General features: G+C 71.8%; 19 protein-coding genes and 1 tRNA gene. 4 read left to right on the top strand and 16 right to left on the bottom strand.

Going from position 1 to position 20,740, the window contains the following annotated elements; genetic code table 11:
* Positions 1–155 precede the first annotated feature (155 nt).
* The 4 genes from ABTX81_RS05370 to ABTX81_RS05355 form a co-directional block, all read right to left on the bottom strand.
* Positions 156–1,142, bottom strand: coding sequence for a DUF5926 family protein (locus tag ABTX81_RS05370; protein ID WP_350541630.1), 987 nt, complete (start codon positions 1,140–1,142; stop codon positions 156–158).
* Between the two features lie 222 nt (positions 1,143–1,364).
* A complete protein-coding gene (locus ABTX81_RS05365) occupies positions 1,365–1,937 on the bottom strand; it encodes an ATP-binding protein (RefSeq protein ID WP_502892708.1) in 573 nt (190 codons plus the stop codon).
* Between the two features lie 315 nt (positions 1,938–2,252).
* Entirely contained in the window at positions 2,253–3,125 is an 873-nt protein-coding gene (locus tag ABTX81_RS05360; protein ID WP_350541628.1) for a glycerophosphodiester phosphodiesterase family protein, read from the bottom strand.
* Positions 3,126–3,219: 94 nt separating this feature from the next.
* Positions 3,220–4,674, bottom strand: a complete 1,455-nt coding sequence (locus ABTX81_RS05355) for a purine-cytosine permease family protein (RefSeq protein WP_350541627.1) — start codon at positions 4,672–4,674, stop codon at positions 3,220–3,222.
* Between the two features lie 323 nt (positions 4,675–4,997).
* On the opposite strand from ABTX81_RS05355, the gene ABTX81_RS05350 reads away from it, so the two are divergent.
* Complete coding sequence (locus ABTX81_RS05350; protein ID WP_350541626.1) at positions 4,998–6,743, top strand: S1C family serine protease; 1,746 nt, start codon at positions 4,998–5,000, stop codon at positions 6,741–6,743.
* Between the two features lie 66 nt (positions 6,744–6,809).
* Positions 6,810–6,897 (top strand) — tRNA-Ser (locus ABTX81_RS05345).
* A 139-nt stretch (positions 6,898–7,036) separates the two neighbouring features.
* On the opposite strand, the gene ABTX81_RS05340 is transcribed toward ABTX81_RS05345, so the two are convergent.
* The 11 genes from ABTX81_RS05340 to ABTX81_RS05290 form a co-directional block, all read right to left on the bottom strand.
* Positions 7,037–8,326 (bottom strand): tyrosine-type recombinase/integrase, encoded by a 1,290-nt coding sequence (locus ABTX81_RS05340; protein WP_350541625.1) that lies wholly within the window; start codon positions 8,324–8,326, stop codon positions 7,037–7,039.
* A 146-nt stretch (positions 8,327–8,472) separates the two neighbouring features.
* Complete coding sequence (locus ABTX81_RS05335) at positions 8,473–8,667, bottom strand: helix-turn-helix transcriptional regulator (RefSeq protein WP_350541624.1); 195 nt, start codon at positions 8,665–8,667, stop codon at positions 8,473–8,475.
* A 256-nt stretch (positions 8,668–8,923) separates the two neighbouring features.
* Positions 8,924–10,906 carry a DUF3987 domain-containing protein gene (locus tag ABTX81_RS05330; RefSeq protein WP_350541623.1) on the bottom strand — a complete coding sequence of 661 codons (1,983 nt, stop codon included), beginning with the start codon at positions 10,904–10,906 and terminating at the stop codon, positions 8,924–8,926.
* Between the two features lie 80 nt (positions 10,907–10,986).
* Positions 10,987–11,430, bottom strand: coding sequence for a hypothetical protein (locus ABTX81_RS05325; protein WP_350541622.1), 444 nt, complete (start codon positions 11,428–11,430; stop codon positions 10,987–10,989).
* A gap of 116 nt (positions 11,431–11,546) precedes the next feature.
* Complete coding sequence (locus tag ABTX81_RS05320) at positions 11,547–11,873, bottom strand: hypothetical protein (protein WP_350541621.1); 327 nt, start codon at positions 11,871–11,873, stop codon at positions 11,547–11,549.
* Between the two features lie 263 nt (positions 11,874–12,136).
* The gene (locus tag ABTX81_RS05315; RefSeq protein ID WP_350541620.1) at positions 12,137–12,976 is read right to left on the bottom strand and encodes a hypothetical protein; all 840 of its coding nucleotides are present in this window, start codon (positions 12,974–12,976) and stop codon (positions 12,137–12,139) included.
* Entirely contained in the window at positions 12,976–13,386 is a 411-nt protein-coding gene (locus ABTX81_RS05310) for a hypothetical protein (protein WP_350541619.1), read from the bottom strand. The genes ABTX81_RS05315 and ABTX81_RS05310 overlap by 1 nt, the downstream gene beginning before the upstream one ends.
* Positions 13,387–13,441: 55 nt before the next feature.
* Positions 13,442–14,548, bottom strand: coding sequence for a hypothetical protein (locus ABTX81_RS05305; RefSeq protein ID WP_350541618.1), 1,107 nt, complete (start codon positions 14,546–14,548; stop codon positions 13,442–13,444).
* Positions 14,549–14,638: 90 nt separating this feature from the next.
* The gene (locus ABTX81_RS05300; protein ID WP_350541617.1) at positions 14,639–15,076 is read right to left on the bottom strand and encodes a RapZ C-terminal domain-containing protein; all 438 of its coding nucleotides are present in this window, start codon (positions 15,074–15,076) and stop codon (positions 14,639–14,641) included.
* A 58-nt stretch (positions 15,077–15,134) separates the two neighbouring features.
* Positions 15,135–16,094: a DUF2637 domain-containing protein gene (locus tag ABTX81_RS05295; protein ID WP_350541616.1), complete on the bottom strand. Its 960-nt coding sequence runs from the start codon at positions 16,092–16,094 to the stop codon at positions 15,135–15,137.
* A gap of 91 nt (positions 16,095–16,185) precedes the next feature.
* The gene (locus tag ABTX81_RS05290; RefSeq protein ID WP_350541615.1) at positions 16,186–16,464 is read right to left on the bottom strand and encodes a hypothetical protein; all 279 of its coding nucleotides are present in this window, start codon (positions 16,462–16,464) and stop codon (positions 16,186–16,188) included.
* Between the two features lie 427 nt (positions 16,465–16,891).
* Between ABTX81_RS05290 and ABTX81_RS05285 the strand changes: the two genes are divergently transcribed.
* Both ABTX81_RS05285 and ABTX81_RS05280 read left to right on the top strand, forming a co-directional pair.
* Entirely contained in the window at positions 16,892–17,740 is an 849-nt protein-coding gene (locus ABTX81_RS05285) for a GntR family transcriptional regulator (protein WP_350541614.1), read from the top strand.
* Complete coding sequence (locus tag ABTX81_RS05280; RefSeq protein ID WP_350541613.1) at positions 17,737–18,423, top strand: HAD family hydrolase; 687 nt, start codon at positions 17,737–17,739, stop codon at positions 18,421–18,423. Before ABTX81_RS05285 ends, ABTX81_RS05280 begins: the two co-directional genes overlap by 4 nt.
* 114 nt (positions 18,424–18,537) lie before the next feature.
* Here ABTX81_RS05280 and ABTX81_RS05275 read toward each other — a convergent pair whose 3' ends face one another.
* Positions 18,538–20,463, bottom strand: a complete 1,926-nt coding sequence (locus ABTX81_RS05275; protein WP_350541612.1) for a S8 family peptidase — start codon at positions 20,461–20,463, stop codon at positions 18,538–18,540.
* Positions 20,464–20,740: the final 277 nt, after the last annotated feature.

The raw sequence follows: 20,740 nt of genomic DNA, 5'->3' as shown, positions 1-20,740 counted from the left end.
TGCACCAGCGACCGGACTCTTTAGACAGTAACAAGGATCCGCGCCCGCGCCAATTTCCAAGACGCCCTCGCAGCCCGGAAATTGCGGGTCACGGGCGACAATGTGACGCGTATCACGTTCGATCCGCCGGATGCGCCCGGCGTTCCGTCCCGCCTTTAGTTCAGGGTGACCTGACGGTTCACCAGGTTCGCGCGGGCCCGCCGCTCCTCGGCGGTGAGCGGGGCCGGGTCGGCGAGCGTCGCGGCGAGCCGCTCGGCGAACTCCGCGGCCGGCTTCTCGCAGTCGGCCGCGGTCATCCCGACCGGCAGGTCCCAGACCGGCACGGTCAGGCCGTGCGCCCGGAACGAGCCGACCAGGCGGGTGTCCGGGCCGATCGCGGACTGCTCGGCGGCGGTCAGCCGGGCCAGCGCGTCCAGCAGCTGCTCCTCCGGCACGGTCATCACCCAGCGCAGGTGGTTCTTCTCCGGGGTGCCGCACCAGTAGGCGGAGTCGACGCCGGAGAGCTTCTCGGTGGGGATCGCCGAGGCGTTGGCGCGCTCCAGCGAGGCGGCCACCTCGCCGGTCGCGGTTTCGGCGTCCTCCAGCCAGAACTCGAAGCCGGTGTGCACGGCCGGCTCGAAGGCGGCGGCGGTGTCCAGCAGGTCCTGCAGGCGGCGGCCGCCCGGCACGGTCCGGCGGGCCGGCACCGGGGTGCCCGGCGCGGTGGCCAGCGCCAGCTCCAGGGCGTCCGCGAGGTCGCGGCTCAGGTCGCCGGAGGAGGACTGGGTCTGCAGGCCCAGCAGGATCGAGCCGTCCTGGCGGCGCAGCGCGGGCCAGGCCAGCGGCAGCACGGTGGCCAGGGTGACCGACGGCACCTCGCCCTCGGCGGCCTCCGCCACCCCGGCGGCCAGCGTCAGCGGCACGGTGGCGGCGGGCACCAGCTCGCGCAGCGCCACCCAGTCGGCCTCGCCCGGCAGGCCCTCGAACGGGCGGTGCACCAGCTCCTGGACGGCGTGCGAGGCCTCGCGGCCGTGGCAGGCCTTGTAGCGGCGGCCCGAGCCGCAGGGGCAGTTCTCGCGGGCCCCGACCACGGGGATCTCGCCCGTGGCGGCGGGGGTGGACTGGCTGCGCTGCGGCGCCTTCTTGGCGGCCTTCTTGCCCATGGTGCGGCTCTCCCGGGAACGGTGGTGTTGTGCTCCCGGCAGCCTACTGACGTTCCCCGGGCGTGTGGTCGTGCGCCGGGGCGCGGGCGGGCCCGCCGTGCCCGCTGCCCGGGCGCGCCGCGGGTGCCCGGCCCGCCGTTCGGTCGTCGTGCCGTCGTGCTCCGCGCTGTGCCGTCGTGCTGGTGTGCCGTCGTGCGGTCGGGCGCTTCGCCGTCCCGCCGCTCAGCCGCCGGCGGTGCGCCGGGCGTGCCGGGCCCGGGCCGGCAGGGCCGCCCAGACGGTCACCTCGCCGGGGGCGTCGCGCACGCCCCAGTCGCTGGCCAGCTGGTCCACGATGCTCAGCCCGCGGCCGCCGTGCGAGGTCAGCGAGGGGCTGGACGGCGACGGCCGGGTCTGCGCCCCGCCGTCGGTGACCTCCAGGGTGAGCACGCCGTCGGCGTGCATCTGCCAGCGGACCAGGACGCCGCCGGTGTCCTCGCCGCCGTCGCCCGGCGCGGTGGACGGTCCGACCGGCCCGCCGGTCCGCGACGCCCCGCCGACCAGCAGCGGTCCGACGACCTCGGCGCGGGCGCCCCGGCCGAGCGCGGGCAGCGGCCCGAGCGGCCGGGCGTAACGACAGGCGTTGCTCAAAAGCTCGGAAAGGATCAGAACAGCATCATCAATGACCGGTTCCGGTATCTCGCGGTCTCCCAGATCTCGACGCAGTCGGCGCCGCGCGACCCCGACACTCGCTGGGCCGTGCGGCACTGCCATGGTCGATGAAGTCGGCACTTCACGCGCCACCATCAACGCCACCCCCGGACCTCCTTCAGCGTATGCCGAGGGATGGATGCCCCTTGGCAATACGTCGGAAACGACCGTGCGGCGATCCCGCGCGGACATTTCAGGCCCGTCCACCGTCGGTGCGCGACAGGTGATTCGATGCTCACCCTGCGTCGTGAAACTGTATGAATTGCGCCAGAAATCGTTGCCGAAAGGTTTGAGTCCCTACCAAGGCGGTCAACGGCCGACAGTGGTTGAACGGTTCACCACAGGGGTGAACGGTTCACCACAGCGGTACCACGCACCACGTGATGACCACCGGGGCCCGCGGAGAGGCTGCGACCGGGCTCAGCGGCCGAGCTGGGCCAGCACCTCGGCCGGGCGGTTGGTGATGATCGCCGACACCCCGAGCTCCAGGCAGAGCTCGACGTCGGCCGGCTCGTCCACGGTCCACACGTGCACCTGGTGGCCCAGCTCGCGCAGCCTGGTCACCAGCCCCGGCCGGGCCCGCACCAGCTCGATGCCCGGGCCGGCGATCCGCGCCCCGCCCGGCAGCGGCGCGCCCGGGCGCAGCCGCCCGCGCAGCACCAGGCCGCGCTCGAACAGGAAGACCCGCGGGTACTGCGGCGCGGCGGCCGCCACCCGGGCCAGCGCGACGGAGGAGAAGCTCATGATCCGGGCGTTGACGCCGTGGCCCCGGGCGTCGCCTGCGTGGCCGCCGCCCGTGCCGCTACCCGCGCCGCCGCTGCCCGCGCCGCCGATCCCGAACCGGTCCAGCATCCGCAGCAGCTCGGACTCCACCCGGCCGCGGAACCGCACCGGGTGCTTGGTCTCGATCGCGAGGTCCACCGGGCGCCCGCAGTCCACGACCAGCTCCAGCAGGCTCTCCAGTCGCAGCACCCCGCGCAGCTCCGGGTCCTCGCTCGGCCGGCCGGTCTTCCAGGCGCCGAAGTCGTGCGCCTCCAGCTCCGCCAGCGTCATCGCGGACACCGTGCCCCGGCCGTCCGAGACCCGGCCGATCCGCCGGTCGTGCACGCAGACCAGCTGCCCGTCGGCGGTCACCCGCACGTCGCACTCCAGGGCGTCCGCCCCCTCGGTGAGCGCCTGGCGGTAGGCGGCGAGGGTGTGCTCGGGCAGGGCGAACGAGGAACCGCGGTGGGCGATCACCTGGACGGGCGGCGCGGTGCGGGCCGTCACGGGCGAGACATCAGGGCTGGTCACGCCCTACACGATAGGCCGTGGACATGACGGGGAGGCGAAGACCGCCCCAACCCGGGGGGCCGTCTTCGCCTCCGCGTCCGGGGCTCGTCGGGCGTCAGCGCGCGGCGGCGTCCCGGCCCCGGGTGAGCGGGGTGAGCGCCCAGGTGGCCAGGGCCGGCACCAGGAAGCCGAACAGCGAGGCCGAGGTCCACTCCTGCGGGGTGAAGTGCAGCGCCTCCTGCGCGGAGGTCCACAGGTCCGTCCACCAGCCGGCCACCGCGGTCGGCGCGATCAGCTGGTAGGTGGCGAAGCCCAGCGCCCACGGCAGCAGCATCAGCCAGCGGGACGGCGCGTCGGCGGAGAGGTTCCAGCCGCGCCGCCCGGCGCCGAGGAAGTAGTCGACCGCCAGCACCGCGAACATCGGCACGAAGACCGAGCCGATCAGCCCCAGGAAGGCGTAGTAGGAGTCGGTGAACGCGGTGATCTGCAGCGCGAGCACGGTGATCAGCACGCCGGTGCCGCCCGTCAGCACCCGGCGGTCGACCTTCGGCAGCAGGTTGTGGATCGACATCGCGGTCGAGTAGACGTTGGCGAAGGACTGGTCGGTCTCGCGCAGCACCAGCACCAGCAGGAACAGCCAGCCGGCCCAGACGCCCAGGAAGGAGTCGAAGATCCGCTCCGGGTCCCCGTCCGCCTGCAGCAGCGCCATCAGCCCGAGCACGTAGCACCAGACCTGGGCCATGGTGTAGCCGGAGAAGCTGCCCCAGAACGCCGAGCGCGGGGTGCGCGAGTGCCGGGTGTAGTCGGCGGCGAGCGGCACGAAGGAGATCGACACCGCGATCATCGCGTCGGTCGCCCGCAGGAAGCCGTGCCAGTTGCCCGCGCCCGGGTCCGGGACGCCGTGCCGGCCGAGCTGGACGGTGAAGTAGACCATCGCGACCGCCACCGCGGCCGCGACGAACCGCCGCAGTACCGCGATCGCGCCGAGCGGCCAGATGGTCAGCGCGGTGGTCAGCGCGCCGGCCAGGACGACGAAGACCCAGCGGTAGCCCTCGGTGCCGACCACGGTCTGCGCGCCGAGCGCGATCGTCAGCAGCTCGTAGACGCCCCAGCCGATGCACTGGACGATGTTGAGCACCGTCGGCACGTAGGACAGCCGGGTGCCGAACAGCCCGCGCAGGTTGGCCATGGCGGGCGCGCCGGTCCGCGCGCCGATCAGCGCGGCCACGCCCAGCATCGCGGTGCCGACCGCGGTGCCGGCCACGATCGCGGTCACGGCGGCGGCCAGCGACAGCTCGCTGCCCTTGGCGCCGAGCACGGTCGCGGCGGTGGTGAAGCCGATCAGCGACACGCCCAGGTTCATCCAGAGCGCGAAGTGGTCCCGGAAGCCGAGGGTGCGGGGCGGCTCGGTGTCCAGCACCAGCGGCGCCTCGGCCCGGGCCGGGGGCTCCAGGACGGCGGCGGTCCCCGCGCCGCGGGAACCGGGGGCGGTGCCCGCGGCGTCCTGCTGCGGGGGGACGGGCGAGGACGCGGGCACGCCCGAGGACGAGGATGGCGAAGCAGACGGCATGGCCGATTTCTCCCTACGCCGGCATTACCCGGACAGGTTCCGGCGGTCTGCGCCCCCTCGACGGCCGCCCACGGGGTCCGTGGCGTACGGTCGACCGGCGCACTCTCAGCCTGGTGGGTCCAAGCTCCCGCGTGTCAGTTCGGAGCGACAGGCTAGTCGGCGCGGGGGAGAACGCCAAGGCGGGCGGGTCCGGGTGCGGCGCTGCGGCCGCCGTCGGGACCGGCTAAGGATTCTTATGAGTTCTTCAGAAGGGTCCTTACGGCAATCGAATCGGGTGTGCGAAAAACTATGGTTGTTGGTCCTGTCAGCTATGGAGGTCGTCCGTGAGCACCGAGCGCGAGGTTGGGTCCACCGGGCCGCAGGGGGAGCAGCCCTCCGGCGGCCAGGGGGTGGTGGGTTCCACTTCTGACGGTCCGGCGCAGCAGCCTGCGGCCGGCCCCGCCCCCACCCCCGCACCGACGCCCGCAGCCGACCAGCCGTCCCAGCCGGCCGCCGAAGGGGGGTCCGGCGGGTTCACGCCCACGCTGGCGTTCGGCAAGCTGACCGCCCCCGAGCCGGCCGCCGCCCCGGCGCCCGCCCCGGCCGCCGAGGCCGGGTACCTCGACGCCCCGCCGCCGGTCCTGCCGCCCGCGGCGCCGGCCGCCCCCGTCGCCCCGGCCGCGCCGGTCGCCGCCCCGCACGGCGGCAACCCGTACGCCACCCCGGCCCCGGGCACGCCGCTGCCCCCGGCGCTCACCGCGCACGACCCGTACGCCGCCCCGGGCGCCCCGCAGGGCCCGGGCGCGACCGGCCAGCACCACCACCCGTTCGGCGCCGGCCAGCCGCTCGGCGGCTGGGGCGCCCCGCACGACATCACCCCCGGCGCGCCCGGGGCCCCCGGCGGTCCCGGCGGCCCGCTGGGCTACCCGGGCGAGTACCCCGGCGCGCCCGTTCCCGGCGGCCCGCGCAAGAAGCGCGGTGGCCTGATCGCCCTGGTCACAGCCGTCGCGCTGGTGGCCGGCGTGGCCGGCGGCGCGGTCGGCGTGGCCATCGCGGACCGCGACGGCACCACGGTCGGCGCCAAGGCCGACCGCACCTCCACCACGGTCCAGGCCAACAACTCGCAGAAGAACGAGGCCGCCCCCGGCTCGGTCGCCGGCATCGCGCAGAAGGCGCTGCCCAGCGTCGTCACCATCAAGGCCCAGGGCAACGGCGAGTCCGGCACCGGCACCGGCTTCGTCTTCGACACCGAGGGCCACATCCTCACCAACAACCACGTGGTCGCGCCCGCCTCCAGCGGCGGCAAGCTGACCGTCAAGTTCGCCGACGGCAGCTCCTACCCGGCCTCCGTGCTGGGCCGCGCCGAGGGCTACGACGTCGCGGTCATCAAGCTCGACAACCCGCCCAAGGAGAAGCTGACGCCGCTTCCGCTGGCCGACTCCGACAAGGTCAACGTGGGCGACTCCACCATCGCCATCGGTGCCCCGTACGGCCTGGAGTCCACCGTCACCACCGGCATCATCAGCGCCAAGGACCGCCCGGTCGCCTCCGGCGACGAGACCGGCGCGCAGTCCTCCTACATGAACGCCCTGCAGACCGACGCCTCCATCAACCCCGGCAACTCCGGCGGCCCGCTGCTGGACTCCGGCGGTGGGGTGATCGGCATCAACTCGGCGATCCAGTCCAACGCCTCCAGCAACGGCCGGGCCGGCTCCATCGGCCTCGGCTTCGCGATCCCGATCAACCAGGCCAAGTGGGTCGCCGACACCCTGATCAAGACCGGCAAGCCGGTCTACGCCAAGCTCGACGTGCTGCGCAACGACGACTACAAGGGCGACGGCGCGCAGATCCAGACCCGCGACATCCAGGGCCAGCCGGCCGTCACCCCCGGCGGCGCCGCCGACAAGGCCGGCCTCAAGCCCGGCGACGTCATCACCAAGCTCGGCGGCAGCCCGATCGAGAACGGCCCCGCCCTGGTCAGCAAGATCTGGACGCACAAGCCGGGCGAGACCGTCGACGTCGAGTACACCCGCAACGGCCAGACCGCCACCACCAAGGTCACCCTCAGCGAACGCGTCGGCGACAACTGACCCCCGACCCACCCCGGAAACCCTGTGCACCGAACCCCGCCGGACCCGTTAGGCTGACCTCCGCCTGGAGAGCTGCCCGAGCGGCCTAAGGGAACAGTCTTGAAAACTGTCGTGCGGTGACCCCGTACCGTGGGTTCGAATCCCACGCTCTCCGCCGGTAGGAGAAAGCCCAGATCAGGGCGGGTATCGGCCTCAGGCCGATACCCGCCCTTTTCGATTCCGTCCCGGGGTGTCCCACCCGGATGCCCCTCCGGACCACCCTGTGTGGAACGCCCGTGGAACGGATTCGGGCCCTACGCCGAGGGCTCCTCGCCGTCGAGGAACCGCTCGATCAGGCCATTCGCGCGCTCCTGCCGCCCGTTGATGACCTTCGCGTAGAACCGGAGCAGGACGGCCACGCTGTGCCCCGCCCGCCGGGCCACCTCGGTCTGGTCGACGCCGGCCGCCAGCCACCCCGAGACGGCGGTGTGGCGGCAGGAGTACGGCACCTCGGCGAGCTTGGTCTTCAGCTCCTTCGGGGTGAGGACGATCTCCCGGGCCCGCTTCCAGACGGCCGCGGTCTCCTTGGTCAACAGCCGCCCGCCCCGCGCCGCCCGGAAGAGCCGGCCGTCCGGCGCCACCCCGTAGGCGTCGACGTGCTCGCGGAGCAACTGGACCAGCACGGGCGGGATCGGCACCTCCCGGGTGGCGTTCCGGGCCCGCCGCTTGAGGCCGCGCTCCTCGTGCGACTGGCCGTCGTTCGTCCAGCGGGACCCGACCCGGGGCGAGCTGCTGCCGAGCACCAGCTCGCCCCACCCGCTGTCCGGCAGGGTGCAGTCGACCAGCCGCAGGTTCGTCGCCTCCGCCGGCCTCGTGGCGGCGTACAGGATGCACCCGTAGAACGCCCGAAGGTGCTGCCCCCGGGCCGAGATCTGCCCGGCGGCTGCCAGCAGCGCGCGGCCCTGCTCCGGGCTGGGCACCCGTCGGAAGTCGATCTCGTCGCTCGTGGCCGGCGGCGTCCAGTCGACGAACTGGAGCGGGTTGGTGGGCAGTCGGCGGCGCTCGACCGCGTACCGAAGGGCGTTGTTGAACACCATCCGCTTCCGGGTGAGCGTGGTGTCCGCGGCGACGCTCCCGTCCATCAACCGGGCGATGGCCTCCAGGCCGAGGCGGACGTTCTCGGAGTCGTCCAACTGGTCGAGGGGGATGGACTTCTTGGTCATCCAGGCCAGGGCCGAGCTGATCTCCTCGGGCGGCTCGGCCAGGTGCTCAGAGAAGTTGAACGCCCAGCAGGAGAGCGCACGGCGGAGCACCTTTCGGTCCGGCTTCCCTCGACGATCCGTCACCAGCGCCTCGGTGAGCGTGGCCAGGGCATCCGCCCGGGTGGCGCGGTTCTTCGCCGACGAGCGCGTCCACTTCGCCTCGGCGTACTCCTTGGCGTGGGTGAACCACGACACCTGGTTCAGCTTCCGGAACTCGGACGCGGGCAGTCCGGACTCGGTCTCGAACTGCTCGCCCTTGCGCATCGCGGTCAGCAGTTCCGCCCGCCGGCCGTCGGCGAGCGGGAAGGTGGCGAAGGTCGAGGAGTGGGGGTTCTTCCCCACGCGCCAGCGGAGTTGGTGCGGCCGTCGACCGCGTCCGAGATCGCGGATGGCGTGGATCTGGACGTCGTAGGTGAGCAATGGGGCTCCAGAAAGAGAGCAGCCCCGGCCGAGTCGGCCGGGGCTGCGAGGGAAGGGCGGGGCGCAGGTCAGGCGGCGGCGTTCTGCTCCTGCGCGGCCCACCAGGCGTCGAGGTCGCTGCGGCGGACGCGGATCTGGTGGTTGGGGAGCTTGATGAGCTTCGGGGCCTTCCCGCGGGCGACCATGCGGTAGAAGGCGGAGCGGGACATGTCGAGCTCTTCGAGGACGGCGGCGAGCTTGAGCTTCGGGTCCTGCGTGGGCATGGCGGCGACTCCATCGGCGGGTGCGAATGGTGGTTGCGGATTGTTACTGGCCCTCTCGCGGACGGAGGCGGAGGGCGGAAAGTGTCAGGGATGTCAGGGAAAATCGCTGACCTGCGGCGTTGGCTCCTGGCAGGGCGTCAGGGATTGTCAGGGATGTCAGGGAAATTCGGCATTTCCCTGACATCCCTGACGTGCCCTGACAGGCCGTCCGGCGGTGTTTTGGCTGGTCAGGGATTTCCCCTGACATCCCTGACGGTTACGGGGCTTCGGCCCCGTCCGTGGGGGTGCTCACGGCCGGGTGGACACGGAACGTGACAGCCGGGGCCCGGCCGCGCTGGCCGCCGGCGGGCGGCTGGTCGGTGCGGAGCCAGCCGTGCTGTTCGAGGAGGGCGAGGGCGGGTTCGACGTCGGCGACCTTCTTGAACCGCCGGGACGACGCGACGGCGTCGTGGGCCTTGATGTGGGTGCGGTGGGTGCCGTCCTTCTTGGGGCGCCGGAGCCATTGGAGGAGGGCGTGGGCGTCCTCGGTGGCGGGGTCGGCGGCGATGAGGTCGAAGACGGCGAGGGTGTGGGCGGTGTAGTACTCGGCGATCTCGGCGGCCCGGTCGACGGTGGCGGCCTCGACGGGCGCGCGCCAGTCGCCGCCCGTGCGGTCGGCGAGGTGGAGGAGGACGGCGATGCGGGCGATGTGGCCGACGAGCTTGCCGGCCCAGTCCTTGATGTGGGCGAGCGGTTCGTCCGGGCGGAGCTGGACCTCGAACTTCTCCTGCAGCTTCTCGACGGCGAGGTCGGCGGCCGCGGTCATCCTGACGGTGACCGGCTCGTCCAGGGCGACGAGCGCGCGCAGGAGCTCGGTCAGGCGCAGGTCGTAGGCGCCGGCCACCTGCTCCGGAACGGGCGTGGTGCGGATCTTGCGCCAGCCGAGGTTGGACGGCGGCAGGGAGTACAGGAAGCGGGCGAGCAGGCCGCGGTCCCGAGCGCCCGGTGCGGCGCCGAGTTCCTGGAGGACGGCGGGCTGCGGGGTGACGCCGATGGTCAGCGCGGGCTTGTCAACGGTGGGCTGTTCGCGGGTGATCCGGTCGGCCTGGAGGCGCTCGCCCTTGTGGGCCTGGAGGAACACTCCGAGGTTGGGCTTGCTGCTGTAGCGGCCGACGATGCTGTCGAAGAGGTCGCCCTCGGGGGAGAGCGCGGCCAGGCAGCGGTGGACGCCGAGCTGGTGGGTGACGGTCTCGGGGGTGATGTCCCCGGATAGGGTCAGGCGGGGGCTGGGCGGGACGACGATCTCGTCGGCGAGCATCCGGGCGCCGGCGATCTCGGCGACCAGGTGCGCGCGGTCGAGGTCGGGGTTCTTGCGGGCCCTGGCCATGAGGGCGTCGACCTCGGCGAGGGCGGTCTCCTTGGCGGTCTCGGCCTCGATGATCCGGGCCCGCGTCTCGGCCCGCAGTTCGTCCTCGACCCGGTAGACGGGCGCAACCATGGACGCGAAGACGTCGGACTTGCGGCTGGCCGGAGGCATCGCGCACACCAGGTAGAGGTTCGACTGCTCCCGCCAGCCGGGCCGGATCTCCACCCCCACCCGTCCCCCGGCGGCCGTCGACAGCGCGGCCAGGCCCATGGTGGCGGCCATGTCGGGCGGGGTCTGGGTGAACTCCGCCACCGCCTCCACGTAGGCGCCGACCCACGTCGGGAGGGCGTGGACGGGGAAGGTCGGAAGGGTGCCGTGGGAGCCGAGGGGGACGGGGTCGAGCCAGGTCTCGCCGGTGGCGAGGTCGGCGAGCGCGGCCAGGGCGGCGGCGCGCACGTCGTCGAGGTCGGCCTGGCCGTCGCCGGCCATGTGGGCGAGGCGGCTGGTGGCGGTGTTGATCCGGCGGCGTTCGGCGGCGGCGCGCACGATCTCGGCGTAGTAGTCGCCGTTCGCCGCTGTGGGCGTCGCCTCGATGCAGGTGTGCAGGTAGCCGGGCCCACCGATCCGGCCGAGGTCGCCCTGCGCGCGAAGGACACCGGTCAGCAGCAGCGGATCCACCGGCCGCTCACCGCCGGCCATGCGAGTGATGGCACGCCAAATGGTCTCGTGCGCGGGGTGGTAGAACGCCCCGGGGCCGCCGAGCTGGGCGGCGAGCGCGGGGATCTGGACAGGGTCGAGCAGGGCGGCACCGATGACGGCCTGTTCGGCGGCCTTGACCTCGGCGGGTTCGGGCCGGAACGGGATCACGTTCGGGTGCGCGGGCTCAGCGCTCAACGTGTGGCTCCTTTCGTGCGGAGCAGGGCGGCCCGAGCCACGGAAGACGTCGGGCGCGGACCGCCCGACGGTGTGGGAGGTCAGATGTCGAGCGGGGCCTGGTCGTCGTCCTCGGAGGACCGGGCCGCGGCGGCCAGGTCCTCGACCGCCGGGTAAGCGGTCGCCGAGGCGTCCTCGCCGAGCAGGGGAAGCTCGGTGGCCCGATCGGTCAGGAGGGCGTCGACGGCGGCGGCGATGCTGGCGGGGGTGGCGACCAAGGCGAGGACCAGGGGCTGCTCGTTGGAGAGACGGCCGTCGCTGGTGCCGCGCATCCACAGCCAGCCGGTGACCTGGTTCCAGAACAGGCCCAGGCCGTGCGGGTGGCCGGCGGCCTTGGCGCGGTCGTTGTCGAGCTGGATGAAGATCTCGGCGAGCATCTGCTCGCCGTCGTCGTTGCCGTACTGGGCGAACGACTCGGTGCGGTCGGCGTTGTCGCCGAGTGCGGTCAGGAGGTCCTTGAAGTACGGGGTGTGCGGGTCGGCCATGGCTGGTCCTTCCAGGGGTGGTACGGATCCGGTCTGTCCGGTCCCCGCGCCGCCCGCGCCCCGGGCCGCCGGCTGCGGCGGGGGTGCGGACGGCACGGCCGGCCGGGCGGGCCGGGTCAGTCCTGGTCGGTCTCGCAGGTGCCGTCGCAGTCGTAGAAGCCGCAGCCGCCGCACTCGGGGCAGCGGTCGTGGTCCACGGTGACGACGTCGCCGGTGTCGTCGTCCTGGACCTCGTTCTCGTAGCCGCCGCCGGTGCCGTGGCAGCCCTCGCACATCTCGGTGTGACCGGGCTGCGGGCCGGCGGTCCGCTCCTCCTCGGCGCGGCGCTGTTCGTCGGCGACGTCGAGGGCGATCTCGAACGCCTTCTCCTCGGCGCGGGTCAGCCCGTCGACGTCGCTGTAGTCGTCCCAGGCGTCGTACGGGTCGTCGTGCTCGGTGGCCATGCAGGCTTCCTCTCGGACGGTGGTGCGGGCGGGGGAGGGGCCGGCGGGCACGCTCCGCCGGCCCCTTCCCGGGGTGGTGTGGTCGGGGGTGTAGTCGGGCTGTGGTCGAGGGTGTGGTCGTGTGGTTTACGCAGGTCGGAACAGAGGTGTGGTCGAGCGGGAGGGGGCTTGGGCGGGGCCGGGGGAGCGGGGGCGCGGAAGGGGCTGGAGGCGCCCCGGCAGTCCCCGTCCGGGAGCGCCGGACGGGGACTCGTGGGGGGTGCTCAGGCAGCCGCGGTGGGGGTGTGGTCGGGGACGGCGTGGGCGGGCAGGCGCGGGGGGTGTCCGAAGTGGGTGGTGAGGCCCGCCGCGGTGAGGCCGGGGGAGATGGCTTCGCCGACCCGGACGCGCTTCTCGACGGGGAGGCCGGCGGCCCTCACGGCGGCCCCGAAATCGCGGGTGCTGGCGCCGGGGTAACGGCCGTGCCGCTGGAGGCTGGCGAGGACCTCGGACAGGAGTACTTTCCCGGCCCCGCCGTCGCTCTGCGCACGCAGGGCGACCATGTGCTCGACGGTGGCCGCCAGTTCGGCCGGGGCGAGGGTCGGGGAGACGGTCGGTTCGGCCCGCTCCTGGCCGCCGCCGGCGTCCGCCTGCTCGTCGTCGTGGCCGGTGTCGAAGCCGTGGGCGGTGTCGGCCTGCTGTCCCTGCTCCCCCGGGGGTTTGGGGGCGTGCATCATGGCGCCGATGCACCACAGCCCGATACCGGACCAGGTGGCCACCGGTACCCACGGGCCGACCAGCGACCAGGAGACGGGTCCGGCGACGACGGCGGCCAGGACGGCGCCGCCGGCGGCGTCGGCCGCGCGGCCGCGCTTGGCGGCGCGGGCGGTCTTGTCGGCCTGGGCGTGTCCGGCCCTGGCCCTGGCGATGGCCTTCTCGTCGGTGAGCTTGGCGAGTTCGGTGGCGCGGGTCTCGGCGAGGGCCTTGGCGATGGCGGCGCGTTCCTCGGCGGCCTGGCCGAGGCGGGTGGCGGCGGGGGCCCAGAGGCGGGCGGCCAGGACGGGGCTGCCGGTGATGACGGCGCGGACCGGGACGGCCGCGTTCGTGACGGCCTGGCGGAGCATCAGGCGCCCACCAGGGCCTTCAGCAGGCCGGCGGGCAGGGTGACGGGCAGCATCCACAGACCGCCCGCCGCGGTGAACACCGACGGCGCGATGGATCCGAACAGGGCGTCCTTCCAGGGGCGGGCCTTGAAGCCGAATACGCAGATGGTCAGCACGGCGGCGGTGGCGCCGGTCTTCCACTCGCCGAGGCCGTTGGTCTGCTGGAAGGCCTGGGTGAACTGGTTGCCGATGGTGCCGAGGTTGGAGAACGCGGCCCCGGCGCCGGCGCTGAGCAGGCCGATGCCGTAGGCCCAGTAGGGCACGTACTCCTTGTCGATCTTGATCTTGTTGTTGCCGCGGACGCCGACGAGGAGGGTGAGGGTCCCGACGCAGGCGGCGCCGCCGCTGCCGAGGGCGATGATCCCGTCCATGGTGCGAACTCCCTTGATTTGAGCGTGCTTTTGGGTGGTGTGCGGCGGTGCGGGTTCAGGCGAAGAGCTGGTGGACGCTGAGGTTCACGGCGTCGAGGAGGCCGTCGGCGCCGAGACCGGCGATCAGGGCGGAGGCGAAGGGCACGCGCACGACGACGAGGAACGGGAGGCGGGCCCGGCAGACGTCGCCGATCCGGGTGGCGCCCTGCTCGCGGGTGCCGCCGCGCAGGTACCAGTCGACGGACCAGGTGATGGTGAGGAGGAAGCCGGCGGCGCCGGTCCCGGCCCACTGGCCGCTCTGCTCCCACACGCCGGAGATCACCGCTCCCATGGCCTGGGGCAGGCGCACCTCGGCGCCGATGCCGGCGGACAGAACGGTGAGGGCCGCCCAGCGGCGGAAGCGGCGGGCCCGCTCGGCGCCGGCGGCGTCGCGGGCCTTGTCACGCTCGGCCCGGCTCGGCTTCTTCACCGGCTCGGCGCCGTCCTCGGTGTCGGGGACGTCGAAGAGCGGCGCGACGCGGGCGGCGGTCCGGGCGGCGTAGGGGCCGCCGACCTCCCGTGCCACACGGTCGGTGGCCGCGCGGCGGGCGCCGCTGGTCCACCAGGCGGGCGGCGTGACGTCCTGCGGCCCCTGGCCGTCGCCGTCGGGCTGCTGGTCCGGCGAGGGTGCGGCATCGGCCGGAGCCGCCGGCGGGGGCGGCACCTGGCCGGAGCCGCCCCCGGCCGGGGCGGTCGGGACCCGGGGCGGCGGCGTGGGCGGTGCGGGAGGAGTCGGCGGTACCGGGGGAACCGGCGGAGCGGCGGGGGCCGGCGGCGGGGTGGGAGGAGCGGGCGCAACCGGCGGCGCGACCGGAGCGGCCGGGGCCGGGGTGGGCTTCTCGGCCTGGCCCCGGATGACCCGCGGCGGGGGCGGGATGTCCTGGGCGGGCGGGGCCGTCGGGGCCGGGATGACGATGCCTTCCAGCACGGCGTCCAGGTCGTCGCCGCCGTCCGGGCCGGGGTCCGCGGCGGGGTCGGCCATCGCGGCGTCGACCAGGGCCGTCCACCAGGACGGCGCGGGGTCGTGCGCGGGGGTGCCCGGCCCGGGCAGGGCCAGGACCGCGCCAGCCCCGGCGTCGGCGTAGACGGACGGCTCGGTGTCGTCGTCGTGGGGCGTGGTCACCGTGACCACCGCCGGGTCAGTTCGCGGATGCCCCACAGGATGAGGCCGGCGTCGGCGGCACAGAGCAGGACCAGGAGGAGGAGTCCCATGTCAGCTCCGGCCCGCGGGCTGCTGCGGGGCGAGAGCGTCGAGCTGCTGGACCTGGCGCTCGACGACGGGCTTGTCGAGGTCGCGGTGGGTCAGGAGGACCGGGGCGACGGACTTGGCGAGACGGTTCGCGAGCGCCATGGCGACGGTGGCGGCGCGGTGCCGGCCGCCCGCGCAGCCGACCGCGATCGTCATGGACGCCCCGGCGGGCCCGGCGTCGTAGGCCTCGGCCAGCAGCGCCGCGGCGTCGATGGTCTCGCGGATGCCCGGGGTGGTGAGGACCGCCCGCCGCACGGGCAGGTCGGCGGCGGTCCGGTGGCGCAGGGCGGGGTCGACGTGCGGGTCGCGGAAGTGGGTGCGCAGGTCGAGGGTGAGGTGGGCGGCGGGCGGGGCGCCGTGCAGGTAGCCGAAGCTGATGACCTCGATGGCGGTCACGGACATGACAGTTGTCTCCTGTCGCGGATGGCAGCGGAGCAGTTCACGGGGGGTGGGGTGGGGTTCAGGCCGCGAGGGCGGCGCGGTGTTCCTGGTAGCGGGCGGCGATCCAGCCGGCCGACCAGCCGGTCAGCTCGACGGCCTGGCGCTGCGGCAGCCCGGCCTCGGCGGCAGCACCGGCGACCTCCCGGGCCCGCTCCTCCGACAGCTTCCCGGCGGCCGGTCCGGCAGCCAGCAACTCGACACGGCTCCGCTCGACGGCCTCCCGCTCACGCCGCTCGGCCTCGGCCCGGGCAGCGCGCTCACGGTGCTCACGCTCGCTCGCCTCCCGCTCACGCCGCTCGCGCTCGGCCCGCTCGGCGGCCTCCCGCCGGGTCTTCTCCTCGCGCGCGGCGGCCTCCCGGCGCGCGGTCTCCTCGCGCTGTTCGCGAGCGATGCGCTCCTCGTGCTCACGCTGCTCGCGGACCATGAGCGCGTCGTGCTCACGGCGCTCGCGCTCGGCCCGTTCGGCGGCGTCGAACCGGGCGATCCGCTCCGCCCTCTCCTCCTGCCGCCGGGCCTCGGCCCGCTGCTCGCGCTGCTCGCGCTCGGCCCGCTCGCCGTGCTCACGGGCGGCCAGCGCGGCACCGATCGCCCGCCGGTAGGCGAGGGAGGTCTCGGCCGTGACGATCAGCAGCAGCGGCGCCACCGAGTGCACCGCGACCCCGACCCCGTCCTTGTCCAGGGCGCTCAAACCGATGTTGAGTAACACGGTCATGAGGCCGGTCATCCAGCGCAGGACCACCGGCCAGCGCCCGCCGTCGCCGTTCAGGCGGGCGAGCGTGGCGTCCATGCGCACCACGATCACCACCGCCGCGTCGACCACGAGCGGCAGGATCGGCGCCGTCCACTCCCAGCCCTTCGGGGTGTGGCCGGCCATCAACGGGGTCACCGTGAGCACGCTGTAGAGGACCGCGCCGAACGTGATCGCCCACGTTCCGACGCTCAGCGCCCGCTCGGCCGAGCGGATCTGCGCGGGGCTCATCGCCGTCTTCATCGCGACCCCCGAACCGGGCGCCGTGAGCGGCCCGTGAGCGCGCTCACGGCGACCGTGAGCGCGGCGAACACGCCGGCGTTCACACCGCCACCCGGTCGGTGCTCGCCATGCGGCGGATGACGGCCGGCCGTCGCAACGGCACCGGCGCCCACCGCAGCAGGCGCTCGGCGAACGCGGCCAGCACCGGGTCCTCCCGACGCAGGTCCGCCAGGACGTCGGCCGCGGCGTCCATCCGGGCCTCGCGCTCGAACTCGTCCTCGCCAGCGACGCCGGCGAACAGCTGCTCGTCCACGCCGAGCGCCAACTCGGCGAACTCGTAGTCGTCCGCGGCCGTCTGGCCCGCGATAATCAGCCTCATGGGCCTACCTCTTCTCTGGGGTGTGGGCCCGTGAGGGGCCGCCGCGCTCCGGCCAAGGAAGGCGCGGCGGCCCCGTTCTCACAGGCCCGGCCAACGTTGATCAACAGCACTGGCCGCCCTGGTTGCCGTGGACGGCCAGCAGGTCTGCGCCGCTTGAAGGCGGGCGCGGCCTTTTGATCTAGGTCTCCGATCTGACAAGGCGCCGGGATACCTCGGCCCGATCTGTCCCGGGCCCCTTCGCCCTGGGCACGGCGGAAGACCGGCCATCTACGGGCGCATTCGTGCAGGTCAGAGCAGCCCAAAGAAGGCCCCTCTGTGTCACCCCTGTCTCACTCGGTGCGACACTCACAACATAGAGAACCTGCTTATGCAGGTCAAGAGACTTGGGTTTCTCGCGCCTGTTGGGTACCTGCCCTAGCATTGGTCCATGGCCCTGGACCCGGACGACTCGCGCCCCCCGTATCAGCAGGTCAGCAGCTCACTGCGGGCCTCGATCCTCACCAAGAAGCCGGGCTTCGAGACCGGCGACAAGCTCCCCTCGGGCCCCGAGCTGGCGAAGCACTTCGGCGTGGCGCGCGGCACGGTGGACAAGGCGCTCGACCTGCTCCGCACCGAGGGGCTGATCGTGACCCGGCAGGGGAGCGGGTCTTTCGTCCGGGAGCGGACGTCCCGGCCGGTCGGGCTGCGGCCTCACCTCGAAGCGGCCTTCGAGCAGCAGCAGGTGACCCTCGACTTCGCCGGCTTCTCCAGCGAGACGCTCCACAACGCGCTCCAGGAGCCACTGGACAAGGTCCGCTCCGGTCGACTGGCGCCGGAGTCCATCACCATCCGGCTCCTGCTGCCGGACACCACGGTGCCCATGGCCGTGCCGGTGCTCGTCGACGGGCTCCAGGACGAGGCCGCCCTCCGGGAACGCGCGCGGAACATCGCCCTGACGAACGCCGGCGGGATCGCGCACTCGGTGGAGATGCTGGCCGAGCTGGGCCTCATCCAGAAGGCGCGCGTCGAGGTCAAGGTCCATCGGGCGTCCAGCCTGTTCAAGCTGTACATCCTGAACCGGCAGGAGGCGTTCTTCGGCTTCTACCCGCTCCGCGAGCGCACCGTGGCGATCGACGACACGGCCCACACCTTCTACGACGTGACCGGCAAGGACACCACCCTGTTCCACCACGCCGCCGGCCCGGACGATGCCTCGCTCGGCTCGCAGTACGTCCAGCAGGCCCAGATGTGGTTCGACAGCGTGTGGAGCACGATCGCGTACAAGCGGCAGTCATGAACGCCACCCCTCAGCAACTCGCTGATGTGCTGCGGCCGGTGAAGCACGTGCTCCTTGACTTCGACGGCCCGATTTGCTCAGTGTTCGCCGGTCTGCCCGCCCCTGAGGTGGCTCGGCGCTTTCGCGAGGGTCTGCTCGCCGTCAGCGAGCAGGCCTCATCTGTGGGCGGGACTGAGAGCGACCCGCTTGTGTTGCTGCGGCTCGTCGCCGACGCCAAGCCGGATCTCGCTGCCAGCGCGGATGTGGCGCTGGCGGCGCTGGAGACGGAGGCCGTCTGGATCGGTACGCCGAACCCGGGTGGCGAAGCGGTGCTGCTGGCTTGCGCGCGCTCCGGCCGATCCGTGTCGGTGGTCAGCAACAACGCCGGCGCGGCGATTGAGGCATACCTAACGGACCACGGGCTGAGCGGCTACGTGGCTGGCGTCTTCGGGCGAGTCCCCGGGGACCCGTCGTCCATGAAGCCGAACCCACGCCTCCTCATTGATGCCATGGAAGCCATGGGTGCTAGGCCGGTTGAGTGCGTGTTCATCGGTGATGCAGCTCGGGACGTGGAAGCCGGTTCCGCTGCAGGTGTACCGACGATTGGCTACGCGAACAAGCCGGGGAAGGATGCCAAGCTGGCTGCCGCCGGGGCGGTGGTTGTCGTCGACTCGATGCAGCAAATCGCTGACGCCTTGGCCTGAGGAGAACGCAGAAAGGCCTGGGTCGGGCAGCCGAAGCTGCCCGACCCAGGCCTCAGGCTCGCCCGCCTGCTGCAAGAATGGTCCGACCTGAACACCGACCATTCGGGTGGCGCTCTACGGGCGAATGTTGATCGGGATCTCAATCTGCGGCTGAAGAATTTCCAGCCGGCCTGCAAAAGACCTTACAACCTGGTTGTAGATCTCAGGATGCTTCGGAGCGGTGAGAGTGACGACGAATGCGTACTCGACCCGCTCGGCTGCGGGTCCCGCAAGCTGGTCAACTCGCGAAACATGCCGGACGTCGAATACGGGCTGGTAGAGCGAGGACGCCCTGAAGGTAAGCGTCTTATGTTTGATTGTCTCCCACTTGTGAGCGTCTTTCCGGAGATCGCTTTCCGTTGCGTAGTCTGCAGTCTGGAAGAATGCCCGGGTGGCTGCAACGGTAGAGTTCTCGGATGTCATTCTTTCTGCATGAGGGCGAAAGAACGGTTCAATCGCGCTGCCGGTATATGTGCTTGGTGTCCTTGCATCCACAGGGGAGTTAATGCAATAGGTCGCCGAAATCCGCACGTCGCCCTCACTAACAGATTCGGGCAGAGGAATGGGCATCCGTACCGCCTGGCCTGGCTCGATCGACCCTTGATACACAACGCGTACCGCGTTTGGCTGGCAGAGGACGAAGTCGTCGATCTGGTCTGGGATACGTCCCCAGCCGGCCTCCTCGATGGACAGGTCGTCCCGCTCGGCGCAGTGAATTAGGAGAGCTTTAAGCGCGAGGGGGCGGAGCTCACTGCCGAAGTGCGCGCGAATCGCAGTAGCCATCCGCAGGGCGGCGGGCGCAGCGAAGCTCGTTCCGCGGCCCTGGGTGGGTGAAGCTGCAGCACTACGAGGCGCAAAGCAGAACGGCTCGAATGTCTCTCCTCCGAAGTTGAGAATGTCGGGCTTGACCATTCCGGGGGATCGCCCTGGTCCGAGAGCGCTGTAGGAAGCTCGTTCCCAGCGGGTCCGCCGGCTGTCGGCAGAACCAACGGCTAGGGAGTTTACGGAGTCGGACGGAACTTGGACTCGGGCGTTTCCGGATTCCCTGTCGCTCTGGCCGTTATTTCCGGCAGCCACGGTCAGAAGCGTATTACCCTGTGACAGGTATTCGTCCAAAACTGCTGTCCACGGGTGAACTTCATCATCCTCAATCGGAAGATCGGGCCCCAGGCTGAGGTTTACGAATTCGTATGGCCTCATTTCGAGCACCGAGGTAATTCTCTTCAGCGTGCGGTAGAGGTCGTAGTCGTCGTCGCCGTCAGCATCCAGGATGCGATAGTGGTCGACTTCGGCGAACGGCCTCGGAGCGGGAATGCCTGGGCTCAAAGGGCCAAAGAGAACGGCTGAAGTGACGTTGTGGCCGTGTTCCAGAAGCTCCTCGACTTCCTCTCCCACTGAGTCTCCATGAAATCCAGATGCCCATTTACCGAAAGGGTGGTCTGAAGGGAGGCCGCCGTCGAACACTGCAACACGGACGCTGGGATCGACTGCCAGCTCGCCAGGCAGGGGAATTGGGAGTAGATCCACGTGCGAAGTGCTGCGCTCAATTGGGTGAAGAGCCCGGAGCCTTGGCATTGGGCGCACAACTCGAAGAAATGAGAATTTGGACAGCTCGTCAATTTCTTCGCGCTGAATTCTGACTGGAATGAATGCAAGGCCGGCAACGCGAATTCCGCTCGCCATGTCCGCCTCAGCGCCACATGCGGCGGCGTATGCCTCGAACGTGCTTAGAATTATGCTGCGGTCTCGATCGGGCAAGTGGAGACCGACTTCCACCAGCGCGGAGGTTGTTTGAATCCCTTCGGTCCCGCGCTTCTTGTCCGATGCTCCTGGGGCTCGGAACTGTTCAATTCTTTGAAGGGGCGATCCTTCGGGAAACGCATTTTCATGCAGCAGCCTTTGCTGCCAGGAATCGAAAGCCGACGTTGGGCCGGAGACAAAAAGCTCCGTAGTATCCATCGCCACTGGATCGCCCTGCCGCGTCCATTTTTGCGGGGTCACCCTAGCGCCCCGGGAGCCTACGTAAGTAAGGCCAATTTCCTTTAGAAAATCCGCCGGGTGATAGCTTTTGGCGATGAACTGAGGATGAAGTGTCAGGAGTCCGACTGATTTTCCTGCAGGAGTGGCCTGAGGAGGGAGGGCGGCGAAGGCGCGAGCGGCAGCAGCTACCTGAGGTTGTAGGCGCTGGCGTGCCTCCTCTGCGGTGTAGGGTGCCGTAGGAGGCCTACCTGGCCGAGTCAGCGAGACGGGCGTAACCAGGCGCTCGCCATGGCCGAGC

It is taken from the genome of Kitasatospora sp. NPDC097605 (genome assembly GCF_040302725.1).
Taxonomy (GTDB): Bacteria; Actinomycetota; Actinomycetes; order Streptomycetales; family Streptomycetaceae; genus Kitasatospora.
The sequence above is the reverse complement of the archived record's forward strand: the minus strand, read 5'-3'. Positions and strand labels throughout refer to the sequence as shown.

Bases quoted from the DNA above. Each gene is read 5' to 3' on its own strand.
- ABTX81_RS05335 (WP_350541624.1), bottom strand. From the start codon at position 8,667: ATGCCCACGCAGGACCCGAAGCTCAAGCTCGCCGCCGTCCTCGAAGAG.
- ABTX81_RS05300 (WP_350541617.1), bottom strand. From the start codon at position 15,076: ATGTCCGTGACCGCCATCGAGGTCATCAGCTTCGGCTACCTGCACGGC.
- ABTX81_RS05280 (WP_350541613.1), top strand. From the start codon at position 17,737: ATGAACGCCACCCCTCAGCAACTCGCTGATGTGCTGCGGCCGGTGAAG.
- ABTX81_RS05325 (WP_350541622.1), bottom strand. From the start codon at position 11,430: ATGGCCGACCCGCACACCCCGTACTTCAAGGACCTCCTGACCGCACTC.
- ABTX81_RS05315 (WP_350541620.1), bottom strand. From the start codon at position 12,976: ATGCTCCGCCAGGCCGTCACGAACGCGGCCGTCCCGGTCCGCGCCGTC.
- ABTX81_RS05290 (WP_350541615.1), bottom strand. From the start codon at position 16,464: ATGAGGCTGATTATCGCGGGCCAGACGGCCGCGGACGACTACGAGTTC.
- ABTX81_RS05310 (WP_350541619.1), bottom strand. From the start codon at position 13,386: ATGGACGGGATCATCGCCCTCGGCAGCGGCGGCGCCGCCTGCGTCGGG.
- ABTX81_RS05285 (WP_350541614.1), top strand. From the start codon at position 16,892: ATGGCCCTGGACCCGGACGACTCGCGCCCCCCGTATCAGCAGGTCAGC.
- ABTX81_RS05320 (WP_350541621.1), bottom strand. From the start codon at position 11,873: ATGGCCACCGAGCACGACGACCCGTACGACGCCTGGGACGACTACAGC.
- ABTX81_RS05370 (WP_350541630.1), bottom strand. From the start codon at position 1,142: ATGGGCAAGAAGGCCGCCAAGAAGGCGCCGCAGCGCAGCCAGTCCACC.
- ABTX81_RS05355 (WP_350541627.1), bottom strand. From the start codon at position 4,674: ATGCCGTCTGCTTCGCCATCCTCGTCCTCGGGCGTGCCCGCGTCCTCG.
- ABTX81_RS05295 (WP_350541616.1), bottom strand. From the start codon at position 16,094: ATGAGCCCCGCGCAGATCCGCTCGGCCGAGCGGGCGCTGAGCGTCGGA.